Source organism: Brevundimonas sp. (assembly GCF_965279155.1).
Lineage (GTDB): Bacteria > Pseudomonadota > Alphaproteobacteria > Caulobacterales > Caulobacteraceae > Brevundimonas.
Window position 1 is genome coordinate 2179489 of sequence record NZ_OZ257138.1, and the last position, 17128, is coordinate 2196616.

Here is a 17128-nt window from a genome sequence, read left to right on the forward strand (position 1 = left end):
GCCTCATGGTCGAGCACACGCGACGGACGGTCTGCGCCATGGGCGGCGGCGGGGTCGCGCTGGCGGTCATGGCCGGAGGGGTGAACGCCGAGGGTGCGGCGCCGGTGGCGACGACGCGTCACGGTCGGGTGCGCGGTTCTCTGGATCGGGACATCAAGGTCTTCAAGGGCGTGCGCTATGGGGCGGATACGTCGGCGCGACGGTTTCAGTCGCCGGTCGCGCCCCAGGCCTGGCGCGGGATCGCCGAGGCGACGACCTATGGCCATGCGTCGCCGCAGAAGAGCGATGAGGCGGATCAGGACGAGGACTGCCTGTTCCTGAACGTCTGGACGCCGGGCCTGGCCGACGGGGCGGCGCGGCCGGTCATGGTCTATGTCCACGGCGGAGCCCATGCCAACGGCTCGGGTTCCAGTCCGCTGTATGACGGCGCAGCCCTGTGCCGACGCGGCGACGTGGTGGTGGTGACGGTCAACCACCGGCTGAATGTGTTCGGCTACAACGGTCTGGGCCAAATCCTGGGCGGCGCCTATGCGGCCTCGGGCAGCGTCGGAAACCTGGACCTGATCCTGGCGCTGGAGTGGGTGCGGGACAATATCGCGAACTTCGGCGGCGATCCGGCGAACGTCACCGTTTTTGGTCAGTCGGGCGGCGGGGCCAAGCTGGTGACGCTGATGGCCATGCCGCGTGCGGCCGGTCTGTATCACCGCGTCATCACCATGAGCGGTCAGCATGTGACGGCCATGGGGCCGCAGCATGCTGAGCTGCGGATGCGCGCCTTCCTGGATCATCTGGGCCTGACGCCGGAACGGGCGGCCGAGCTGGCGACCCTGCCGGCGGCGCGACTGGTCGAGGCGTTGCGCATGGCCGATCCGATCGAGAAGGGCGGGATGTATTTCCACTCGGTGATGGATCACGACACGCTGCCGCGTCATCCGTTCGTGCCGGATGCGCCGCGCGAGAGCGGGCATATCCCGATGATCATCGGCAACACCCATGACGAGGCGCGAGCCTTTACGGCGGGGGACGAGCGCAACTTCCACCTGACCTGGGACACGGTGGCGGCCAAGCTGGCGCCTGAGTTCGTGGTCGATCTGAACGCGCAATATGTGGTGGACTGGTATCGCCAGAGGTTCCCGCAGATGTCGCCCAGCGACGTCTTCTTCGCGGCCGCGACCTGCGGGCGGTCGCGGCCGGGGCATCTGATACAGGCCGAGGAGCGGGCGAAACTGAACGGCACGACATGGATGTATCAGCTGGACTTCGGGTCGCCGGTCGAGCCGCGACTGGGCGCCTTCCACAGCTTCGACATCGCCCTGGCCTTCGACAACTGCGACAAGCCGGGATCGAAGACGGGGACGGGCGCGCAGGCGCTGAAGGTGGCGGCGGCGATGAGCGAGACCTTCATCGCCTTCGCCCGGACCGGCGACCCGAACAACGCCGCCATCCCGGCCTGGGGGCGCTATACTCTGCCGGAGCGGGCGACGATGATCTTTGATGTGGACAGCCGGATCGAGAACGACCCTCGCGCCGATGAGCGCCGCCTTTTCCAGACCGCGCCCTTCTTGAAACAGGGAACCTAGTCGCAGGCGTCCAGCGGAACGGCGTCGGCCATGGCCTGATAGCCGGCGTCGGACGGATGGAGCCAGTCGCCGCTGTGATAGGCGGGCAGCAGTTTCGACGGCGACGAGGGATCGCGCAGGACGGCGTCGAAGTCGACGACGCGGTCGATCTCGCTGCTATTGCGAAGCCAGGCGTTGACGGCCTGACGGATCGTCTCGCCCTCCGGCGTGAAATAGTTGGCGCCTTCGAACGGGGGGATGGTCGCCAGCACGACCGTGAAGCCGGCGGCGTGGGCGCGGGCGATGACCTGGCGATAGCCGGCGATCAGGTCGTCGGCCGTGATCGCCTGATGGGCGTAGGCCGGACGGGCGGGACGGCCGATGTCGTTGATGCCTTCCAGCAGGATCAGGCAACGACCGCCCGAGGCGATCAGGGCGTCTTCGTCCAGGCGTTCGAGGCCGGACGGGCCGGAGCCCTGGTTCAGTAGGCGATTGCCGCCGATGCCGGCGTTGATGACGGCCCATGGGCGACCCGCCTCGATCAGTCGCGCCGCCAGGCGTTCGGGCCAGCCGCCGGGGGCGGAGGGCAGGCTGCCCGTGCCCTCGGTGATCGAATCTCCGAAGGCGACGATGACGCCGGCCGGGGCGGCGGTCTCGACCTCTATGCCGGAGAGAAGGGCGCCGAGGCGAAGGGGTGCGCTTTCGATTCCATCGGCGCCGCGCATCGTCTGACGGACCCGGTGGGTCGGAAGGCTTGTCGCCTGCGGATACGCGATAGAGACGGCGACCTTGTCGAGGGCCGAGACGGGCAGAGCGACGTGATCGGACAGCCAGGCCGCGCCGGGCGGCAGGGTGACGCCTGTCTCGCCGTCGAAAGTTACGACGGTCTTCTGTCCGGCATGGCTGACGGTGACGCCTCCTACGACAATGGGCAAGTCGCCATAGGTGTTGGACAGGCGGAGCCGGATGCGATGGCCCGAGACGGTGACGAGCGCCGTTTGGGTCAGGGTGACGGCCTCGACCTGAGACGGTCCCAGAGGGCCGCGCGGATCGTTGGGATTTGGCGCGGACGCAGGGCCGCGTGGTCCGGCATTGTTCGACGGCGCATAGACATAGGCCGCGACCCAGCGCGGAGCCTCGGGCGCCTGCGCAAGGCCAGAAGGCGCTAGCAGCGATAGGGCAAGAACGGCTGCGACCTTCATCGATATCGCAACACCGCTCATCGCCGTCATCCTACCGATCCCAGGGGAATTTCAGTGTCGGCGTGTTAGCGTAACGATCCATCGTCAGCACCAAACGCGCGCCGGACCCCGGCGCCAGACGCAGGGTGAAGGTCGCGTCGTTCACCTCGCGCCGTGTGTCGCCGACGGCGACCGAGCGAATGCGGTGCTCGCCATAGCCGCCGCCCTGCAAGACTGCGGTGCGCGCCTGAGTCGGGCTGAGGTTGACCAGGGTGACGGCGGTCTCGGTCGCGGTCATCCGATCAATCAGGGCGGCCGTGTCCGGGGGCAGGCCGGCGCGGCGGGCGGCGGCGTCGAAATAGCGGAGCCGGGCGTACAGGGGCGATCCGCCGGCATTGGCGCTGGTCGGGGACCAGGTCGGGCGGGCGATGTGAAGCGCCCCCATGGTCTGCTGCATCAGGGCGGTGACGGCGGCGGGGTTCTGGTCCAGCACGGCGTCGGCCAGACGTGTGTCCGGCGTGGTCGTGTCCTCGCGCTGAGCCTTGGCCCGTTCGGCGACCTTGACCATGTCGGCGGCCAGGGCCTTTTCCGGCCAGGCGGCGTCGCGGCCTTCCAGGTAGGCGATCCATGGATGATCGGGGGCGCGGCGACGGTCGGCTTCCTTCATCGAGAACCACCAGATGTCGTGGACGTTGGCCTGGTGCAGCCCGTCCTTCCAACCATACCAGCCGTCTGGTCCGTACATGGTCGGGGTCTGGACCTTGCCATCGACCGTGCGTTTCTGGGCGTTGATCCGGTCGGCCTGGGCGCGCCAGGTCTGGAGGTATTTGTCATCGCCGGTCAGCAGATAGGCGTTGAAGAAGCCGATGGCGGTGCGCGGCACCCGGTTACGGTTCTCGCGCTCGCCGTTGACCGGATTGACCGGGCTGAAGCCCCACCCATAGGTCCCGCCCCACCATTTGCCGTCAGCGGCCGACCCGATCACCCCATCCAACCCGACATTGGACGGCAGGATGTCGTCGTTGGTCCGGGCCCGTTCCGCCCAGGCGTCCACATAGGTCAGCAGCCAGTCGCGATACTTGGCCTCGTGCCCCAGCATGAAGGCGTTCAGGGCCAGGGTGGTCGAGAACAGGTTCAGCGGATGGTCGCCGACGACGTCGGTGTATTCCTCGTAGTGCTGAAGGGTTTCCTCGTAGGTGTCCTCGCCGTGCTCCATATGAAAGCCGGTGGTGTCGAACGGGTCGCCGGCCCAGTCCAGGGCCGTCGCCTTGCGCAGCATCGGACCGCGCGAGCCATTCATCAGACTGCGGATCACCTTGTGTTCGGGGTCGTAGTTTGGCGCGCTCGGATCCTCGCCCATATAGAGGCCGGCGAAGCGGCGGGTGCGGGCGTTCAGGCGCGGATCGTTCGGATCGGACAGGCCTTGGACGTTGAACATCGTCATCTCTTCGGCATGGTGCTGCCAGTCGAGTTGGACGTTGAACTCCTTGTAGAACATGCCGCGGCGCGCGACTTCGACGTCGGTGGTTTTCGCCTGCGTGAACTGGCGCAAGTGGCCTTCCCAGGCCTGGGTGTACATCGTCTTGACGATGTCCGGCCCGCCGAGGGCGTGCAGCAGGGGCCAGTCGTTGACGTTCTCGATCGTGTCGTCGGGACCGTCGTTGGCGCCCCAGCGTTCGAAATGCAGGAAATAGCCCCGCGCGTCGAAATAGCGGGCGTAGAAGACCTCGCACGCCTCGGCCTGGGTTCGGATCAACTCGCGTTGCATCAGGGCCCAGGTCGGCGCCGCCATCGGAGAGGCGATCTCGACCGGTGCGGCGAAAGCGGAGGCCGGCTTCAGCGCCAGGCCCAGGGCCGACAACGAGGCGCCGGCGAGGATGGTCCTGCGGGTCGCGCGCATCAGGCCTTGGCCTCGTCGGCCTTCAGGGTCAGGCGTTCGATCTTGCCGGTGATCAGGAAGTAGGCGGCGATGACAAGCACGCAGTGCAGACCGACGAACCACAGGGCGCCATCGAACGAGCCGGTGGCGGCGACGATATAGCCGATGACGATGGGGGTCACGATGCCGGCCGTATTGCCAAAGGTGTTGAAGATGCCGCCCGTGACGCCGACGAACTCGCGCGGCGAGGTGTCGGACACCACGGCCCAACCCAGCGAGGCGATGCCCTTGCCGAAGAAGGCCACGGCCATGACGACGACGATCAGGGCCGAGTTGTCGATATAGGCGCAGGCGATGATCAGGGCCGACAGGACCATGCCGATCAGCAGCGGCGTCTTGCGGGCGATGGTCAGGGAGCCGGTCTTCTTGAGCAGAGCGTCGGAAATGACCCCGCCCAGCACCCCGCCGACGAAGCCGAACAGGGCAGGGGCGGCGGCGGCGAAGCCGGCCTCCATGATGTTCAGACCGCGCTCCTTGACCAGATAGATCGGGAACCAGGTCACGAAGAAATAGGTCAGGACGTTGATCCCGTACTGGCCGATGAAAACCCCGATCAGCATGCGGCTGCCCAGCACCTGTTTGACATTGTTCCAGGTGAAGCCGGCCGACTTGGTCAGGGCCTTGTTCTCCATGTTGATCAGGCCGCCGCCGGCAGCGATGTAGTCCAGCTCGGCCTGATTGACGCCGGGATGCCGGTCCGGGCTGTGGACCAGCTTCCAGAAGACGATCGCTGCGACGATGCCCAGGCCGCCCATGACGAAGAAGACCGAGTGCCAGTCGAAGCTGTGCACCAGCCAGCCCATGAAGGGGGCGAAGACCACCAGCGAGAAATACTGGGCCGAGTTGAAGATGGCCGAGGCGGTGCCGCGCTCGTTGCCGGGGAACCAGGCGGCGACCAGTCGGGCGTTGCCGGGGAAGGAGGGGCTCTCGGCCAGGCCCACCATGAAGCGCATGGCGAACAGGCCGATGAAGATCATGCCGCCCGCCAGGAAACCGGAGAAGCCCTGGAACAGGGTGAACAGCGACCACAGGGCGATGGCCAGGGTGTAGATCAGCTTGGTGCCGAACCGGTCCAGCAGGGCGCCGCCGGGGATTTGCCCCAGCACATAGGCCCAGGCGAAGGCCGACAGGATGTAACCCATCTGGATCGCATCCAGCCCCAGATCCTTGGAGGCCGCGTCGCCGGCGATGGAGAAGGTCGAACGGTCCGCATAGTTGATCGTCGTCAGCAGGAAGATCAGCAACAGGATCAGGAACCGGACACGGGTCCGGCGACATGTCGGCGCGGCGTCATCGCCGGTATGGGGGGCTTCCTGGGCGGTCATTCGACGCGTTTCCTCGATCTGTAGAGACCAGACCGGGGTCGCATTCGCCGCGGGCCGCCTCATCCCTATGGTCACGCTTCTTTTGAGCGCATTGAATCCGACGATAGGTAGGATGACACCGGGCGTCTAAGCCAAAAGCCCTATGGATCGATCCATAAGCGGTATCGATCCGATTTCCTGCATCGGTTCAGTTTTTGCATCGGTCCATGCCTTCTTCGGATTGGCCTGTATCGATCGACCGATCCAATGTCGGCTTGAAGCGGACCGGCGAAGGTCGGCCGTCGGCGGATCGGGCGACCGAGACGCCACCCAACGAGAGACCCACGAAACGTGGGCAAGGGGAGGAGACCATATGATGCGCTCGACGCATGGATTCCAATTTGCGCTCAAGGTCGGCGTTTCGGCGCTGGCGATGTCGGTGACGCTCGGCGCAGGCGGTGCGATGGCGCAGGACGCCGCAGCGCCGCAGACGGACGACGCCACGGACGTGGACGAAATCGTCGTTACCGGCTTTCGGGCTTCTCTGGCCAATGCGCTGAACATCAAGAAGAACGAGAACGGCATCGTCGACGCCATCTCCGCCGAAGATATCGCGGACTTCCCCGACCTGAACCTGGCTGAATCGCTTCAGCGTATCCCCGGCGTGGCGATTACGCGCCGTTCGGGCGAAGGTCGTCAGATTTCGGTTCGCGGCCTGGGTTCTGACTACACCCGCGTTCGGGTCAATGGCATGGAAGCCATCGCCACCTCGTCAGGCACGTCCAACTCGGGCGGTACGAACCGGGGTCGCGGCTTCGACTTCAACATCTTTTCGTCCGACCTGTTCTCAAACCTGATTGTCCGCAAGACGGCCTCGGCCGAGGTGGACGAGGGGTCCTTGGGCGCCACAGTCGATCTGAACGCCTCCAAGCCGTTCGACAGCCCCGGACGCCGCGTCGTCCTGTCCGCTCAGGGCAGCTACAACGAGTTGGCCGGCGACGTAACGCCAGGCGTGTCCTTCCTGGCGAGCGACCGCTTCTTGGACGGCAAATTGGGCGTCCTAATCTCGGCCTCTTATGACGAGCGCCATCTGATCGAGGAGGGCGCCAACATCACACGCTGGACCTTCGGGGGCTCGAACGGGGGCTGGAATGCGGCCTCGACCGTTCCTGGCCTTGTGACCGGAAATCAACCCGGACAACTGAACTATGTCGTCACGGGTTATGGCGCCGACGCCGAGCGCGGCATCTATGCGCCGCGCATTCCATCATACGCCAGCTATGACACATCATCGAAGCGACTTGGTCTGTCCACTGCCGTGCAGTTTCGCCCCATCGAATCGACTCTGTTCACGATCGAAGCCCTGTATTCGAAGTTCAAGGGCGAGCGTGCTGAGTCGCAGATTCAAGCCCTTGGGCTGAGCCGTCCCGGGACGGGCAAGCCGGAGTCGATCATCCGCACCGGTATTCTGGACGGAAACAACCTGATCCAGGCCAATATCGACCGTGTCGATCTGCGCACCCAGGCAAGCCTCAATCAGCTGAACACCGAGTTCAAACAGGTGACCGCCGTCATCGACCACGAGTTCAGCGATCGTTTTCGCGTCAAGGCGACGGTCGGCCGGTCGGAGTCCACCTATGAAGATCCCATCGCGACGACGGTGACGTTCGAGCGGTTGAACTCGAATAACTTCTCCTATGATTTCCGCCCGCGGATGATGGAGATGAGCCTTGGCTTCGACGCCACCGATCCCAATGCCTGGTCCATGGTCAACGGCACGTCGGAAGTGCGTCTGACGCCGGAATGGGTCGACAACGCCTTCACGACCTACAAGCTGACCGGCGAATACGACATCAACGACAATCTGACCTTGAAGGTCGGCGCGGACTACAAGCGGTTCGACTATTCGACGGGCGCGAGGCAACGCACCAGCACGTCGAACGTGCCGACTATCGCGTCTGGCGCTGCGATTGCGGCCCTGTCACGCACGTTCACCTTTGATCAGGGCCTGGGCTTGCCGGACACAGCGGTGAGAAGTTGGCTGGCGCCAGACCTCGACAAGTTCATCTCCCAGTACGACATCTACAGCAACATCGGCATCTGGGCGCTCCGCGAGAATACGGGCACGACCGCCGCGATCAAGGAAGAGACGACGGGCGCCTACGCCCAGTTGGACTTTAATTTCAACGCGTTTGGCTTGCCGTGGCGTGGCGACGTCGGCTATCGCTGGTTCCAGACCGATCTTCAGTCCGGCGGTAACGCGGTGGTCGGGACGGGCGTATCCTATGTGACCGTAGACAACAGCTACGACATGTGGCTGCCGTCGGCCAACCTGTCGGTCGATCTGCGCGACAATCTGGTCGCGCGTATCAGTGCGGCGGAGACGATCGCCCGTCCTGGAATCGGCAGCCTGTCGCCAGGCGGCTCGGTGTCGGTGCAGGGCGCCAACCGTTCCTACTCTTCGGGCAACCCCTTCCTGGAGCCGACCAAGTCCAAGAACCTGGATTTGTCGCTGGAATGGTATCCGCAAGCCGGGTCGATACTGGCCATGGGCGTCTTCTACAAAGACATCGACACCTTTGTTCAGACGCTTCGTCGTGAAGCCGTCTACAGCACCCTGGGCCTGCCGAACTCGCTGCTCGATGGCACCGTTGCGACCCCGGATATGGTGTTCGCCGTCACCCAGCCGGTGAATTCGCCAGGCGGAGAGTTGAAGGGCTTTGAGATCAACTGGCAGCAATCGTTGAGTTTCCTTCCCGGCTTCTGGTCCGATTTCGGCTTCCTGGCCAACTACACCTACGTCGACTCTCAGATCGAATATCTGACGGCGACGACGCCGGGCGCCAGCACGCTCGACGCTACACTGACCGGCCTTTCCAAGAACGCCTACAACGCCACCCTCTACTACGAGAACGAGAAGTTCAGCGCTCGGGTCTCTGTCGCATACCGCGATCAGTATCTGACCGGCGTTCCCGGTAGCGACTTCAACGATGTCATGGGCACCAACGCCACGACCAACGTCGATGCGCAGGTCTCCTACAACATTACCGACCAAGTCCGGGTCAGCCTCGAAGGCCTGAACCTGACCGACGAATATGCCGATCTGTACGTGGATTCCGACAATCGCCTGAACGCCTATACCCACACAGGCAGGCAGTTCGTCGTCGGACTTCGCTACACCTTCTAAGCGGGCTTCCCTCCCTGATCCCGCGCTTGACGCCGTCCCACTCGTGGGGCGGCGTTCTTTTTTGATCAGCTTAGTCGGGAATTCCAACTCTCGTCAGAGGCTGCTAGATTCCGCCGTTGCGCGCCACGACCATCGCGATCAGCCCCAGGCAGACCACGGCGGCGGCCGCGATCGCCAGAGCGATCAGGCGAAACGCGCTCCGCGTCGGCTTGTCCGGCCCGTCTTCGTAGCCGATGGGAGTCTTCCGGGGTTCTTTGTCGGTCATGACGCCCTAACGCGCGAACAGTTCGGAATGTCCGTCGGTTCGCGAATATATAAAAGCGGGTGGATATCCCGTCGGCAGGCCTGCGCGATCAAGCCGATAGGTGGTCGGGACGGATCATATCCGAGGTTGGTCGCAGCGATGTTCTGCGGCATCGTCGCGATCCGTCTGGGTCGGCTTTCAGTGGGGCGCAGCCATGTCGTTCGAAACCCTCGTCGCCCAACTTGGCCTACCCTTCCTGTTCATTGGCGCCGGGACAGAGGGTGAGGCCGTGGCTGTCGCCGGGGGCGCGCTGGCGCATCGTGGAATGTTACCGCTGTGGGAGGTCGGGCTGGCCGTGCTGGGCGGCTCGTTGGCGCAGGGCCAGATTCTGTTTCTTGTCGGGCGTTATCTGCGGGGCATCGCGTGGGTGAAACGCGCGAGCAGCGGCCCGGCATACGCCCGCGTGATCCGCGGACTTGAGCGACACCCGGTCGGGTTGGTGCTCGGTTTCAGGTTTCTGTTCGGATTGCGCTCATTGACGCCGTTGGTGATGGGGACGTCGAACGTATCGGCGATGCGCTTCGTACTGTTCAACCTGATCGGCGCGATGATCTGGGCGGTGACCTTCGTCGGTCTGGGGTTCGCGTTCGGGACGGGGATCGAGCATGTCTTTGGACATCTGCCCGTCCACATTCACCTGACGGCGGTCGTCGCCGTTGCGGTCGTGCTGCTGGTCGGTATCTGGCTCTGGCGAAAGGTTCGGCGCAGCCGGATCGTCGAAGTCGTCTAAGCGCCAGAAGTCCGGTGGACGGGAGAGCCGCCCACCGGAGCCTTGCCTTGCGATCAGAAGCGGTAGGCGACGCCGACACGCAGGTTGCGGCCCGGAAGCGGGGCGATGTCCTTGAGAAAGGACACGTGTTCGCGGGCTTCCTCGTCGGTCAGGTTCCGCGCCTCGGCGAACAGGGTGACGTTCTGCTGGCTGAAGGGTCGGACGGCGACAGACGCATTGACCAGGGTGTAGTCGTCGGTCGGCAGTTCGAAGGCGTTGGCGACGCGGTCCTGTTCGCCGACGTGACGAACCTCGCCGCTGACATCGAACTTGGTCGAGGTCCAGGCCAGGCGGCCGGTGACGGAATAGGGCGGGATCCGTGCGGCTGGTCCGAAGTCAGTCTGGGCGCGGACATAGTCGGCGGCGCCTTCCAGTGACAGTTTGCGATCGCCGTCCTGCCACAGGGCATAGGCGCCCTCCAGCTCGAAGCCGTAGAATTTCGCGTCAGTCTGGACGAAGCGATAGACGGGGAAGGTCTCGTTCTCCTCCTCGAAGAGGAATTCTTCGCCCGTCGGCCGCTCGTCGATGAAGCCGTCGTACCACGAGTGATAGACGTGCAGATCGCCGGTGAAGCGTCCGCGATCATAGTGGGCGGTGCCCTCCAGCGTCGTCACCTTTTCGGAGTTCAGATTCAGGTCGCCGGTCTCATAGGCCGCCGTGGCGATGTGGACGCCGTCCGCGAACAGTTCGACTTCGCTGGGCGCCCGTTCGTTGTGGGCCAGGCTGAGACCCAGGAACAGGCCGGTCGCCGGGCGGATGAAGGCGGCGGCCGAGGCGGACCAGTTGTCGAACTCGCGGTTCACCTCGCTGGTCCCGCCGATGGGCGTGGCGCTCAGTTCGCGCCGGTCATAGCGCAGGCCGCCCTCGAAGCCGTGGTTGCCCCGGTCCAGGCGCTGGACCGTGTAGATCCCCAGCTCGTCGATCTTGACGGTCGGGACGAAGGCTTCCTCGCCGATAGCCTCGAAATCGCGCGACAGGGTTTGAACGCCGACGGCGCCGTTCCAGCCGTTGCGTTCGCGCTGGACCAGGTCCGCGCGGCCTTCCCAGCCGTCCGAGTTGAAGATGGTGCCAGGCTCGCCCACGGCCTCGAACTCGGTGTGGGTATAGTCAGCGTGACCGTAGGAGCCGCGAAGGGCGGCGAACGGACCGGCGTCGAAACGATATTCGCCCCGCGCGTCCCAGCGCTTCTGGTTCAGCTTGATGAAGACGGATTCTTCCGCGACCGTGCCGTATTCGCTGTCGGTGTTCTTGTAGGAGAGGCCGGCGAAGCCCTTGTCGCCGATGTAGGATCCGCCGACGCCCCAGGCTTCCAGATCGCTATAGCTGTTGGGCTGGCTGCCGCCGTCGCCTCGCGCAATGCCTTGGGCGGCGGCGCGTCTGGCGGAAATGGCTGGGGCCGGAATGTCGTAGTCGTCGCTTTTGCGCTTCACGCCATCGACGTTGAAGGCGAAATGGCCGCTGCCGACCGTGACGCGGCCGAAAGCGCTGCGGCCGTCATCGACGCTGGAGGCCTGGGTCGAGACGACGCCGGAAATGCCGCCCTCGGGGATTTCGGTCGGGATGCGGTTGTCCAGAACGTTCACAACGCCGCCGATGGCCGAACCGCCATAGACCAGGGTGGCGGGGCCGCGGATGATCTCGATGCGGTTGGCCTCGGCCGGGTCGGTCGCGACCGCGTGGTCGGGCGACACCGAACTGGCGTCGATCAGGCCGATGCCATTGGTCAGCACCTGAACGCGCGGGCCGCTGAGCCCGCGAATGACGGGGCGGCTGGCGCCCGGTGCGAAGTCGGTGGAGCGGATGCCGGGACGGCCGTTCAACAGGTCGCCCAGAGACGTGGCCGGCGCGGTGGCCAGCGCCTGTTCATCCACCACGTCCGTCGCGATCACCGAGGCGCGCTGGCTGATGCCATAGGGCGCGCCCGTGACGATGATGTCGCCCAATTCGGCAGGGGTGGTGTTCGTCGATTGTGCTGCGGCCGCGCCCGCCAGGACGGTGGAACCGACGGCCGCGAGAAGGAGCGAACGCGAAACGGAAGAGGGACGCATGACAGTGACCTTCGGGGAGTGAAGTCGCTGTGTTATGAGATAACATCACGAGAGGTCAATAGGCCGCAGGCGAACGCTCTTTGATCGCCGCTCGCCTGTGACGCAGGCGAAACAGTTCTGGCGCGCCAATCGTCGTCTTGGTGAGCGACTGACTTGCGATGCGGTCATGAAAAAAGATGGCGCACCCGACAGGATTCGAACCTGTGACCCCTGCCTTCGGAGGGCAGTACTCTATCCAGCTGAGCTACGGGTGCGCATGCGGCGTGACGCCGGAATGGGCCGATTACAGCAAGGCGCGCGCGGCCTCAATCCCGAATAAGCGGATGACGAACGGATGGCCGTCCTCAATCACCGACAAGGAAGCCAACGGCCTCAAGCAGCGCGAAGCGCGATAGGCCCAAAAAGAAAGGAGTAGCGCGCCAGCGCGCTACTGCGCCGTCATGCCGCCGTCGATCTTGAACTCCGAGCCCGTGACGAACTTCGACTCGTCCGACGCCAGGTAGAGGACGCAATACGCCACGTCGTCGGGCTCCCCGATCCGTTTCAGCGGAATGCCGCGCGTCAGACGCTCGTGGGCCTTGTCCTCGTCGCCGCCGGCCATGGCGATGAAAGGATCCAGTATCGGGGTCTTGATGAAGACGGGGTGGACCGAGTTGCAGCGCACGTTCCAGTCGGCCTTGGCGGCTTCGAGCGCCAGGGTCTTGGTGTACATCCAGACGGCGGCCTTGGTGGCGTTATAGGCGCCCATGCCGGGGGCGGCGACCAAGCCGGCGATCGAGGAGATGTTGATGATCGAGGCCGGGGCGGCGGCGCGCAGGTGCGGCATCGCATGTTTGGCGCCCAGCATGATGGAGCGAAGGTTGATCTCGTATTGGCGCTGCCAATTCTCGACCGTGTCCTGTTCGACGAACGCCAGCGGGCCGCCGACGCCGGCGTTGTTGATCAGGACCGACAGGTTGCCCAGGTCGGCGACGGCGGCGGCGATGACCCGCTCCCAGTCGGCCTCGCTGGCCACGTCGTGGGTATAGGCGAAGGCGGCGCCGGGCAGCTCGTCATTGATGCGGGCCGCCAGCAGGTCGGCGCGCTCGCCGTCGATGTCGGTGACGGCGACATGGGCGCCCTCGCGCGCCAGCATGAAGGCCATGGCCTCGCCCAGGCCGCCGGCCGCGCCGGTGATCAGGACGGTCTTGCCGGCGACACGGCCGGGGCGGATGTCGGCAGCGGCCATCAGTCGTGTCCGTCGCCGGGCGTCAGATCGCCGGTGATCGAGTCGATGAAATGCGCCAACTGCAAATCGTGATCCGTCACGCCATCCGCATCATGAGTGGTCAGCAGGATTTCTACGCGGTTGTAGACGTTAAACCATTCGGGATGGTGCCCCATGGCTTCGGCCTGCATCGCGACGCGGGTCATGAAGGCGAAAGCAGCGTTGAAGTCGTGGAAGACGACAGCCTTCACGATGGCGTCGCGACCGTCCTCGCCGGGCTTCCAGCCGTCCAGCGCAGCACACGCCGCTTTGGCTCCGATATTGTCCACCATCGTCATCTCCCAGCACGATCTCTTGTCGGTTCAGGTTGGCGTAACGCGCCCCGTGGGTCCCCGCAAGCCGGCGCGACACAGCTGGACCGGCGTTACGGAACACATAGTCAAGCTTCCGCGTTCTGGGTTTCGTGACGGCGTCCCGCGCGTCGTCCGATCGTCAGTGGGGCTTAAGATGGACAATCTCTGGATCGCCGCGCTGGACGCGGCCGACCGCAAGCGTATCGAACCTCATCTGAAGCAGGGCGAGATCGCGCGCGGCCAGATGCTGTACGACGCTGGCGAGGCGGTCGATCAGGTCTGGTTCCCGATCAAGGGGGTGGTGTCGCTGATGACCATCCTGCCCGACGACAAGATGGTCGAGACCGCCGCCATCGGCCGAGAGGGGCTGATCGGCGTGACCTGCGGCCCCTTCAACGCCCGTGCCGCCAGCCGGGCGATTTCCCAGCGTGACGGCGTCGCCGCCTATTGTTCCGCCGAGGTGTTCGGTGAGGCGCTGGACGAAAGCGAGAGCCTGCGTCTGGCCCTGTCGCGGTTCACTGAAGGACTGATGGCCCAGGTCCAGCAGGCCGCCGCCTGCAACGCCCAGCACCGGCTGGACGAACGGCTGGCCCGCTGGCTGCTGATGCTGCACGATCGGGCCGAGGACGACCGCATCGACCTGACCCAGGCGGATATCGCCGGCATGCTGGGCGTGCGTCGCGCCACGGTTTCCGAAGTCGGGACGGTGCTGGAGGGCAAGAGCCTGATCCAGCGCGGGCGCGGCTGGGTCAAGGTGCTGGACCGTGACGGTCTGGAGCAGGCCTCGTGCGGTTGTTACGGCCTGATGCGCGACGTGATGAAGGATCTCAAACTGCCGCAGCCGCAAGCCGCCTGATCCGGCGTGTGATCGGGTGACGGCGGCGCGGCGACGCGCTAGACGGTGACCATGACCGACGCCTCCTCTCACGGCCCGCATTCGCAGGGCGACCGTTCCTCCTTCGGCTTCCGCGACGTGGACGCGCGCGAGAAGGTCAAGATGGTGCGCGGGGTCTTCGATTCCGTCGCCTCAAGCTACGACGTGATGAACGACCTGATGAGCGTCGGCGTCCACCGCATCTGGAAGGACATGGCCGCCGCCAAGCTGAACCCGCGTCCGGGCGAGACCATCCTGGACGTGGCGGGCGGCACCGGCGACATGGCCCGCCGCTATTCGAAGATGGCGCGCGCGGCCCAGGAACGGCGCGGCGGCGAAGATGCCAATGTGATCGTGCTGGATTACAACGCCGAGATGATCCTGGCGGGCGTGCACAAGGGCGGCGAGCCGGAGATGCAGTGGAGCGTCGGCGACGCGATGAACCTGCCGCTGCCGGACGCCTCGGTCGACGCCTATTCGATCAGTTTCGGCATCCGCAACGTGGCCCATATCGAAAAGGCCCTGTCGGAGGCGCGACGGGTGCTGAAGCCGGGCGGGCGGTTCCTGTGCCTGGAGTTTTCGCGCCCGACGACGACGCCTATCCGCAAGGTCTATGATGCCTGGTCCTTCCACGCCATTCCGCGCATCGGCGGCTGGGTCGCCAAGGATCGCGACAGCTATCAGTATCTGGTCGAGAGCATCCGTCGCTTCCCCGATCAGGCGACCTTCAAGGGGTTGATCGAGGACGCCGGTTTCCGCCGCGTCTCCGTGACCAATCTGTCGGGCGGGATCGCCGCCATCCACCACGGGTGGGCGATCTGACCAGCCGGATCTATCGCACGGCCCCGCCGCCGCCCGCGACGGTGGCGGTCCAGAACCCGGTGGCGGCCTTTCTGCGCCTCTTGGGCTGGCTGTGGGTTCTGGCGCGCCATGACGCCCTGATCCCGCGCGAGGCCAACCCTCTGCTGCCGGTCTGGGCCCGACCCTTGGCCCGCGCGGTGCAGATGCTGTCCGGCCGCGACGGACGACAGGGCCGGCCGGGCCAGAGACTGGGCAAGGCCTTCGAACATCTGGGGCCGGTTGCGATCAAACTGGGCCAGGTGCTGGCCACGCGGGCCGACATCTTCGGCCTGGAGTTCGCGCGCGATCTGGGCCGGTTGAAGGACGCCCTGCCGCCCTTCTCGCAGGAAGAAGCGCGGCGCGAGATCGAGAAATCGCTGGGCCGGCCGGTCGAGAGCCTGTTCATCGATCTGAGCGAACCCGTCGCCGCCGCCTCCCTGGCCCAGGCGCACCGCGCGACCCTGGCCGACGGCAGAGCCGTGGCGGTCAAAGTGCTGCGACCGGGGGTCGAGCGGCGGGTTTTCAACGGCCTGGACTCGATGCGTCTGGCGGCGCGGCTGGTGTGGCGGCTGGTGCCGATGGCGCGCCGACTGGAGCCGTCGGCCTTCGTCGAGACCATCGCCAATTCGCTGGATCTGGAGCTGGACATGCGGCTGGAGGCCGCCGCCGCCAGCGAGATGGCCGATGTCCTGGCCAAGGACGGATACATGTCCGCCCCGGCTGTGATCTGGGACGGAGTGGGCAAGCGGGTGCTGACGCTGGAGTGGGCGCAAGGCGTGCCCATGACCGATCCCGCCTTGGCCGACCTGCCCGGCCTCGACACCGATCTGCTGGCCGACAATGTCGTGCGCGCCTTTCTGGTTCAGGCCCTGGACCACGGGGTGTTTCACGCCGACCTGCACGAGGGCAATCTGTTCGCCAGCGCGCCCGCCCATCTGACGGCCATCGACTTCGGCATCGTCGGGCGGCTGGGCCCGGCCGAGCGACGCTATCTGGCCGAGATCTTGTGGGGCTTCATCTCGCGGGATTACGACCGGATCGCCCGGGTCCATTTCGAGGCCGGCTATGTGCCCGCCCACCATTCGGTCGAGACCTTCGCCCAGGCCCTGCGCGCCGTGGGCGAGCCGGTGATCGGCCGGGCGGCCAGCCAGGTGTCGATGGGCCGGCTGCTGGGCCAGCTGTTCGAGATCACCGCCCTGTTCGACATGCGGCTGAGGCCCGAGCTGATCCTGCTGCAGAAGACCATGGTCTCGGTCGAGGGCGTGGCGCGCCGGCTTCAACCTGATCACGACCTGTGGAAGGCCGCCCAGCCGGTGGTCGAACGCTGGATCCGGCGCGAGCTGGGGCCGCAGGCCCAGGCCCGCGACGCCCTGAACGAAATGATCGCGGCGGCCCGCGCTATCTCGCGCCTGGTGCAGGAGCCGCCGCGTCCGGCGGCGGTGGTCATCGAAAAGTCGGGAACTCCGGCTTGGCTGACGGCTTCAGTCACGGTCGCGGTTCTCGCGGCTCTGACGGCCCTGGGCCTCTCGCTCTGGCCCTATCTGTCCTGACCGGAGCTTTCGC

13 protein-coding genes and 1 tRNA gene are annotated in these 17128 nt (G+C 65.6%); 6 read left to right on the top strand and 8 right to left on the bottom strand.

The annotated features are described in order from the left end of the window. Nucleotides 1–5 precede the first annotated feature (5 nt). Nucleotides 6–1580, top strand: coding sequence for a carboxylesterase/lipase family protein (locus ACQY72_RS10470; RefSeq protein ID WP_428153448.1), 1575 nt, complete (start codon nucleotides 6–8; stop codon nucleotides 1578–1580). Here ACQY72_RS10470 and ACQY72_RS10475 read toward each other — a convergent pair. From ACQY72_RS10475 to ACQY72_RS10485, 3 genes are read right to left on the bottom strand one after another with little or no spacing between them, the layout of a single operon-like run. Then, nucleotides 1577–2761 (bottom strand): SGNH/GDSL hydrolase family protein, encoded by a 1185-nt coding sequence (locus ACQY72_RS10475; protein ID WP_428153449.1) that lies wholly within the window; start codon nucleotides 2759–2761, stop codon nucleotides 1577–1579. The genes ACQY72_RS10470 and ACQY72_RS10475 overlap by 4 nt on opposite strands. Nucleotides 2762–2792: 31 nt before the next feature. Continuing rightward, complete coding sequence (locus ACQY72_RS10480) at nucleotides 2793–4640, bottom strand: hypothetical protein (RefSeq protein WP_428153451.1); 1848 nt, start codon at nucleotides 4638–4640, stop codon at nucleotides 2793–2795. Beyond that, on the bottom strand, nucleotides 4640–6004 hold the full coding sequence (locus ACQY72_RS10485) for an MFS transporter (protein ID WP_428153452.1): 1365 nt from the start codon (nucleotides 6002–6004) through the stop codon (nucleotides 4640–4642). The genes ACQY72_RS10480 and ACQY72_RS10485 overlap by 1 nt, the downstream gene beginning before the upstream one ends. 352 nt (nucleotides 6005–6356) lie before the next feature. Here ACQY72_RS10485 and ACQY72_RS10490 point away from each other — a divergent pair, with 352 nt between their 5' ends. Next, nucleotides 6357–9170 carry a TonB-dependent receptor gene (locus ACQY72_RS10490; protein WP_428153453.1) on the top strand — a complete coding sequence of 938 codons (2814 nt, stop codon included), beginning with the start codon at nucleotides 6357–6359 and terminating at the stop codon, nucleotides 9168–9170. Between the two features lie 103 nt (nucleotides 9171–9273). On the opposite strand, the gene ACQY72_RS10495 is transcribed toward ACQY72_RS10490, so the two are convergent. Further along, nucleotides 9274–9435 (bottom strand): hypothetical protein, encoded by a 162-nt coding sequence (locus ACQY72_RS10495; RefSeq protein ID WP_428153455.1) that lies wholly within the window; start codon nucleotides 9433–9435, stop codon nucleotides 9274–9276. Nucleotides 9436–9628: 193 nt separating this feature from the next. Between ACQY72_RS10495 and ACQY72_RS10500 the strand changes: the two genes are divergently transcribed. Continuing rightward, entirely contained in the window at nucleotides 9629–10204 is a 576-nt protein-coding gene (locus ACQY72_RS10500; protein WP_428153456.1) for a DedA family protein, read from the top strand. A 53-nt stretch (nucleotides 10205–10257) separates the two neighbouring features. Here ACQY72_RS10500 and ACQY72_RS10505 read toward each other — a convergent pair whose 3' ends face one another. The 4 genes from ACQY72_RS10505 to ACQY72_RS10520 form a co-directional block, all read right to left on the bottom strand. Further along, entirely contained in the window at nucleotides 10258–12291 is a 2034-nt protein-coding gene (locus tag ACQY72_RS10505; RefSeq protein ID WP_428153457.1) for a TonB-dependent receptor, read from the bottom strand. Nucleotides 12292–12468: 177 nt separating this feature from the next. Beyond that, nucleotides 12469–12545 (bottom strand) — tRNA-Arg (locus ACQY72_RS10510). Between the two features lie 173 nt (nucleotides 12546–12718). Next, entirely contained in the window at nucleotides 12719–13519 is an 801-nt protein-coding gene (locus tag ACQY72_RS10515) for an SDR family oxidoreductase (RefSeq protein ID WP_428153459.1), read from the bottom strand. Next, nucleotides 13519–13836, bottom strand: a complete 318-nt coding sequence (locus ACQY72_RS10520) for a 4a-hydroxytetrahydrobiopterin dehydratase (RefSeq protein ID WP_428153461.1) — start codon at nucleotides 13834–13836, stop codon at nucleotides 13519–13521. The genes ACQY72_RS10515 and ACQY72_RS10520 overlap by 1 nt, the downstream gene beginning before the upstream one ends. Nucleotides 13837–14005: 169 nt before the next feature. Between ACQY72_RS10520 and ACQY72_RS10525 the strand changes: the two genes are divergently transcribed. From ACQY72_RS10525 to ubiB, 3 genes are read left to right on the top strand one after another with little or no spacing between them, the layout of a single operon-like run. Beyond that, complete coding sequence (locus ACQY72_RS10525) at nucleotides 14006–14707, top strand: Crp/Fnr family transcriptional regulator (RefSeq protein ID WP_428153462.1); 702 nt, start codon at nucleotides 14006–14008, stop codon at nucleotides 14705–14707. Between the two features lie 51 nt (nucleotides 14708–14758). Next, complete coding sequence (ubiE, locus tag ACQY72_RS10530; protein WP_428153463.1) at nucleotides 14759–15547, top strand: bifunctional demethylmenaquinone methyltransferase/2-methoxy-6-polyprenyl-1,4-benzoquinol methylase UbiE; 789 nt, start codon at nucleotides 14759–14761, stop codon at nucleotides 15545–15547. Beyond that, nucleotides 15535–17115, top strand: a complete 1581-nt coding sequence (gene ubiB, locus ACQY72_RS10535) for a 2-polyprenylphenol 6-hydroxylase (protein WP_428153465.1) — start codon at nucleotides 15535–15537, stop codon at nucleotides 17113–17115. The genes ubiE and ubiB overlap by 13 nt, the downstream gene beginning before the upstream one ends. Nucleotides 17116–17128: the final 13 nt, after the last annotated feature.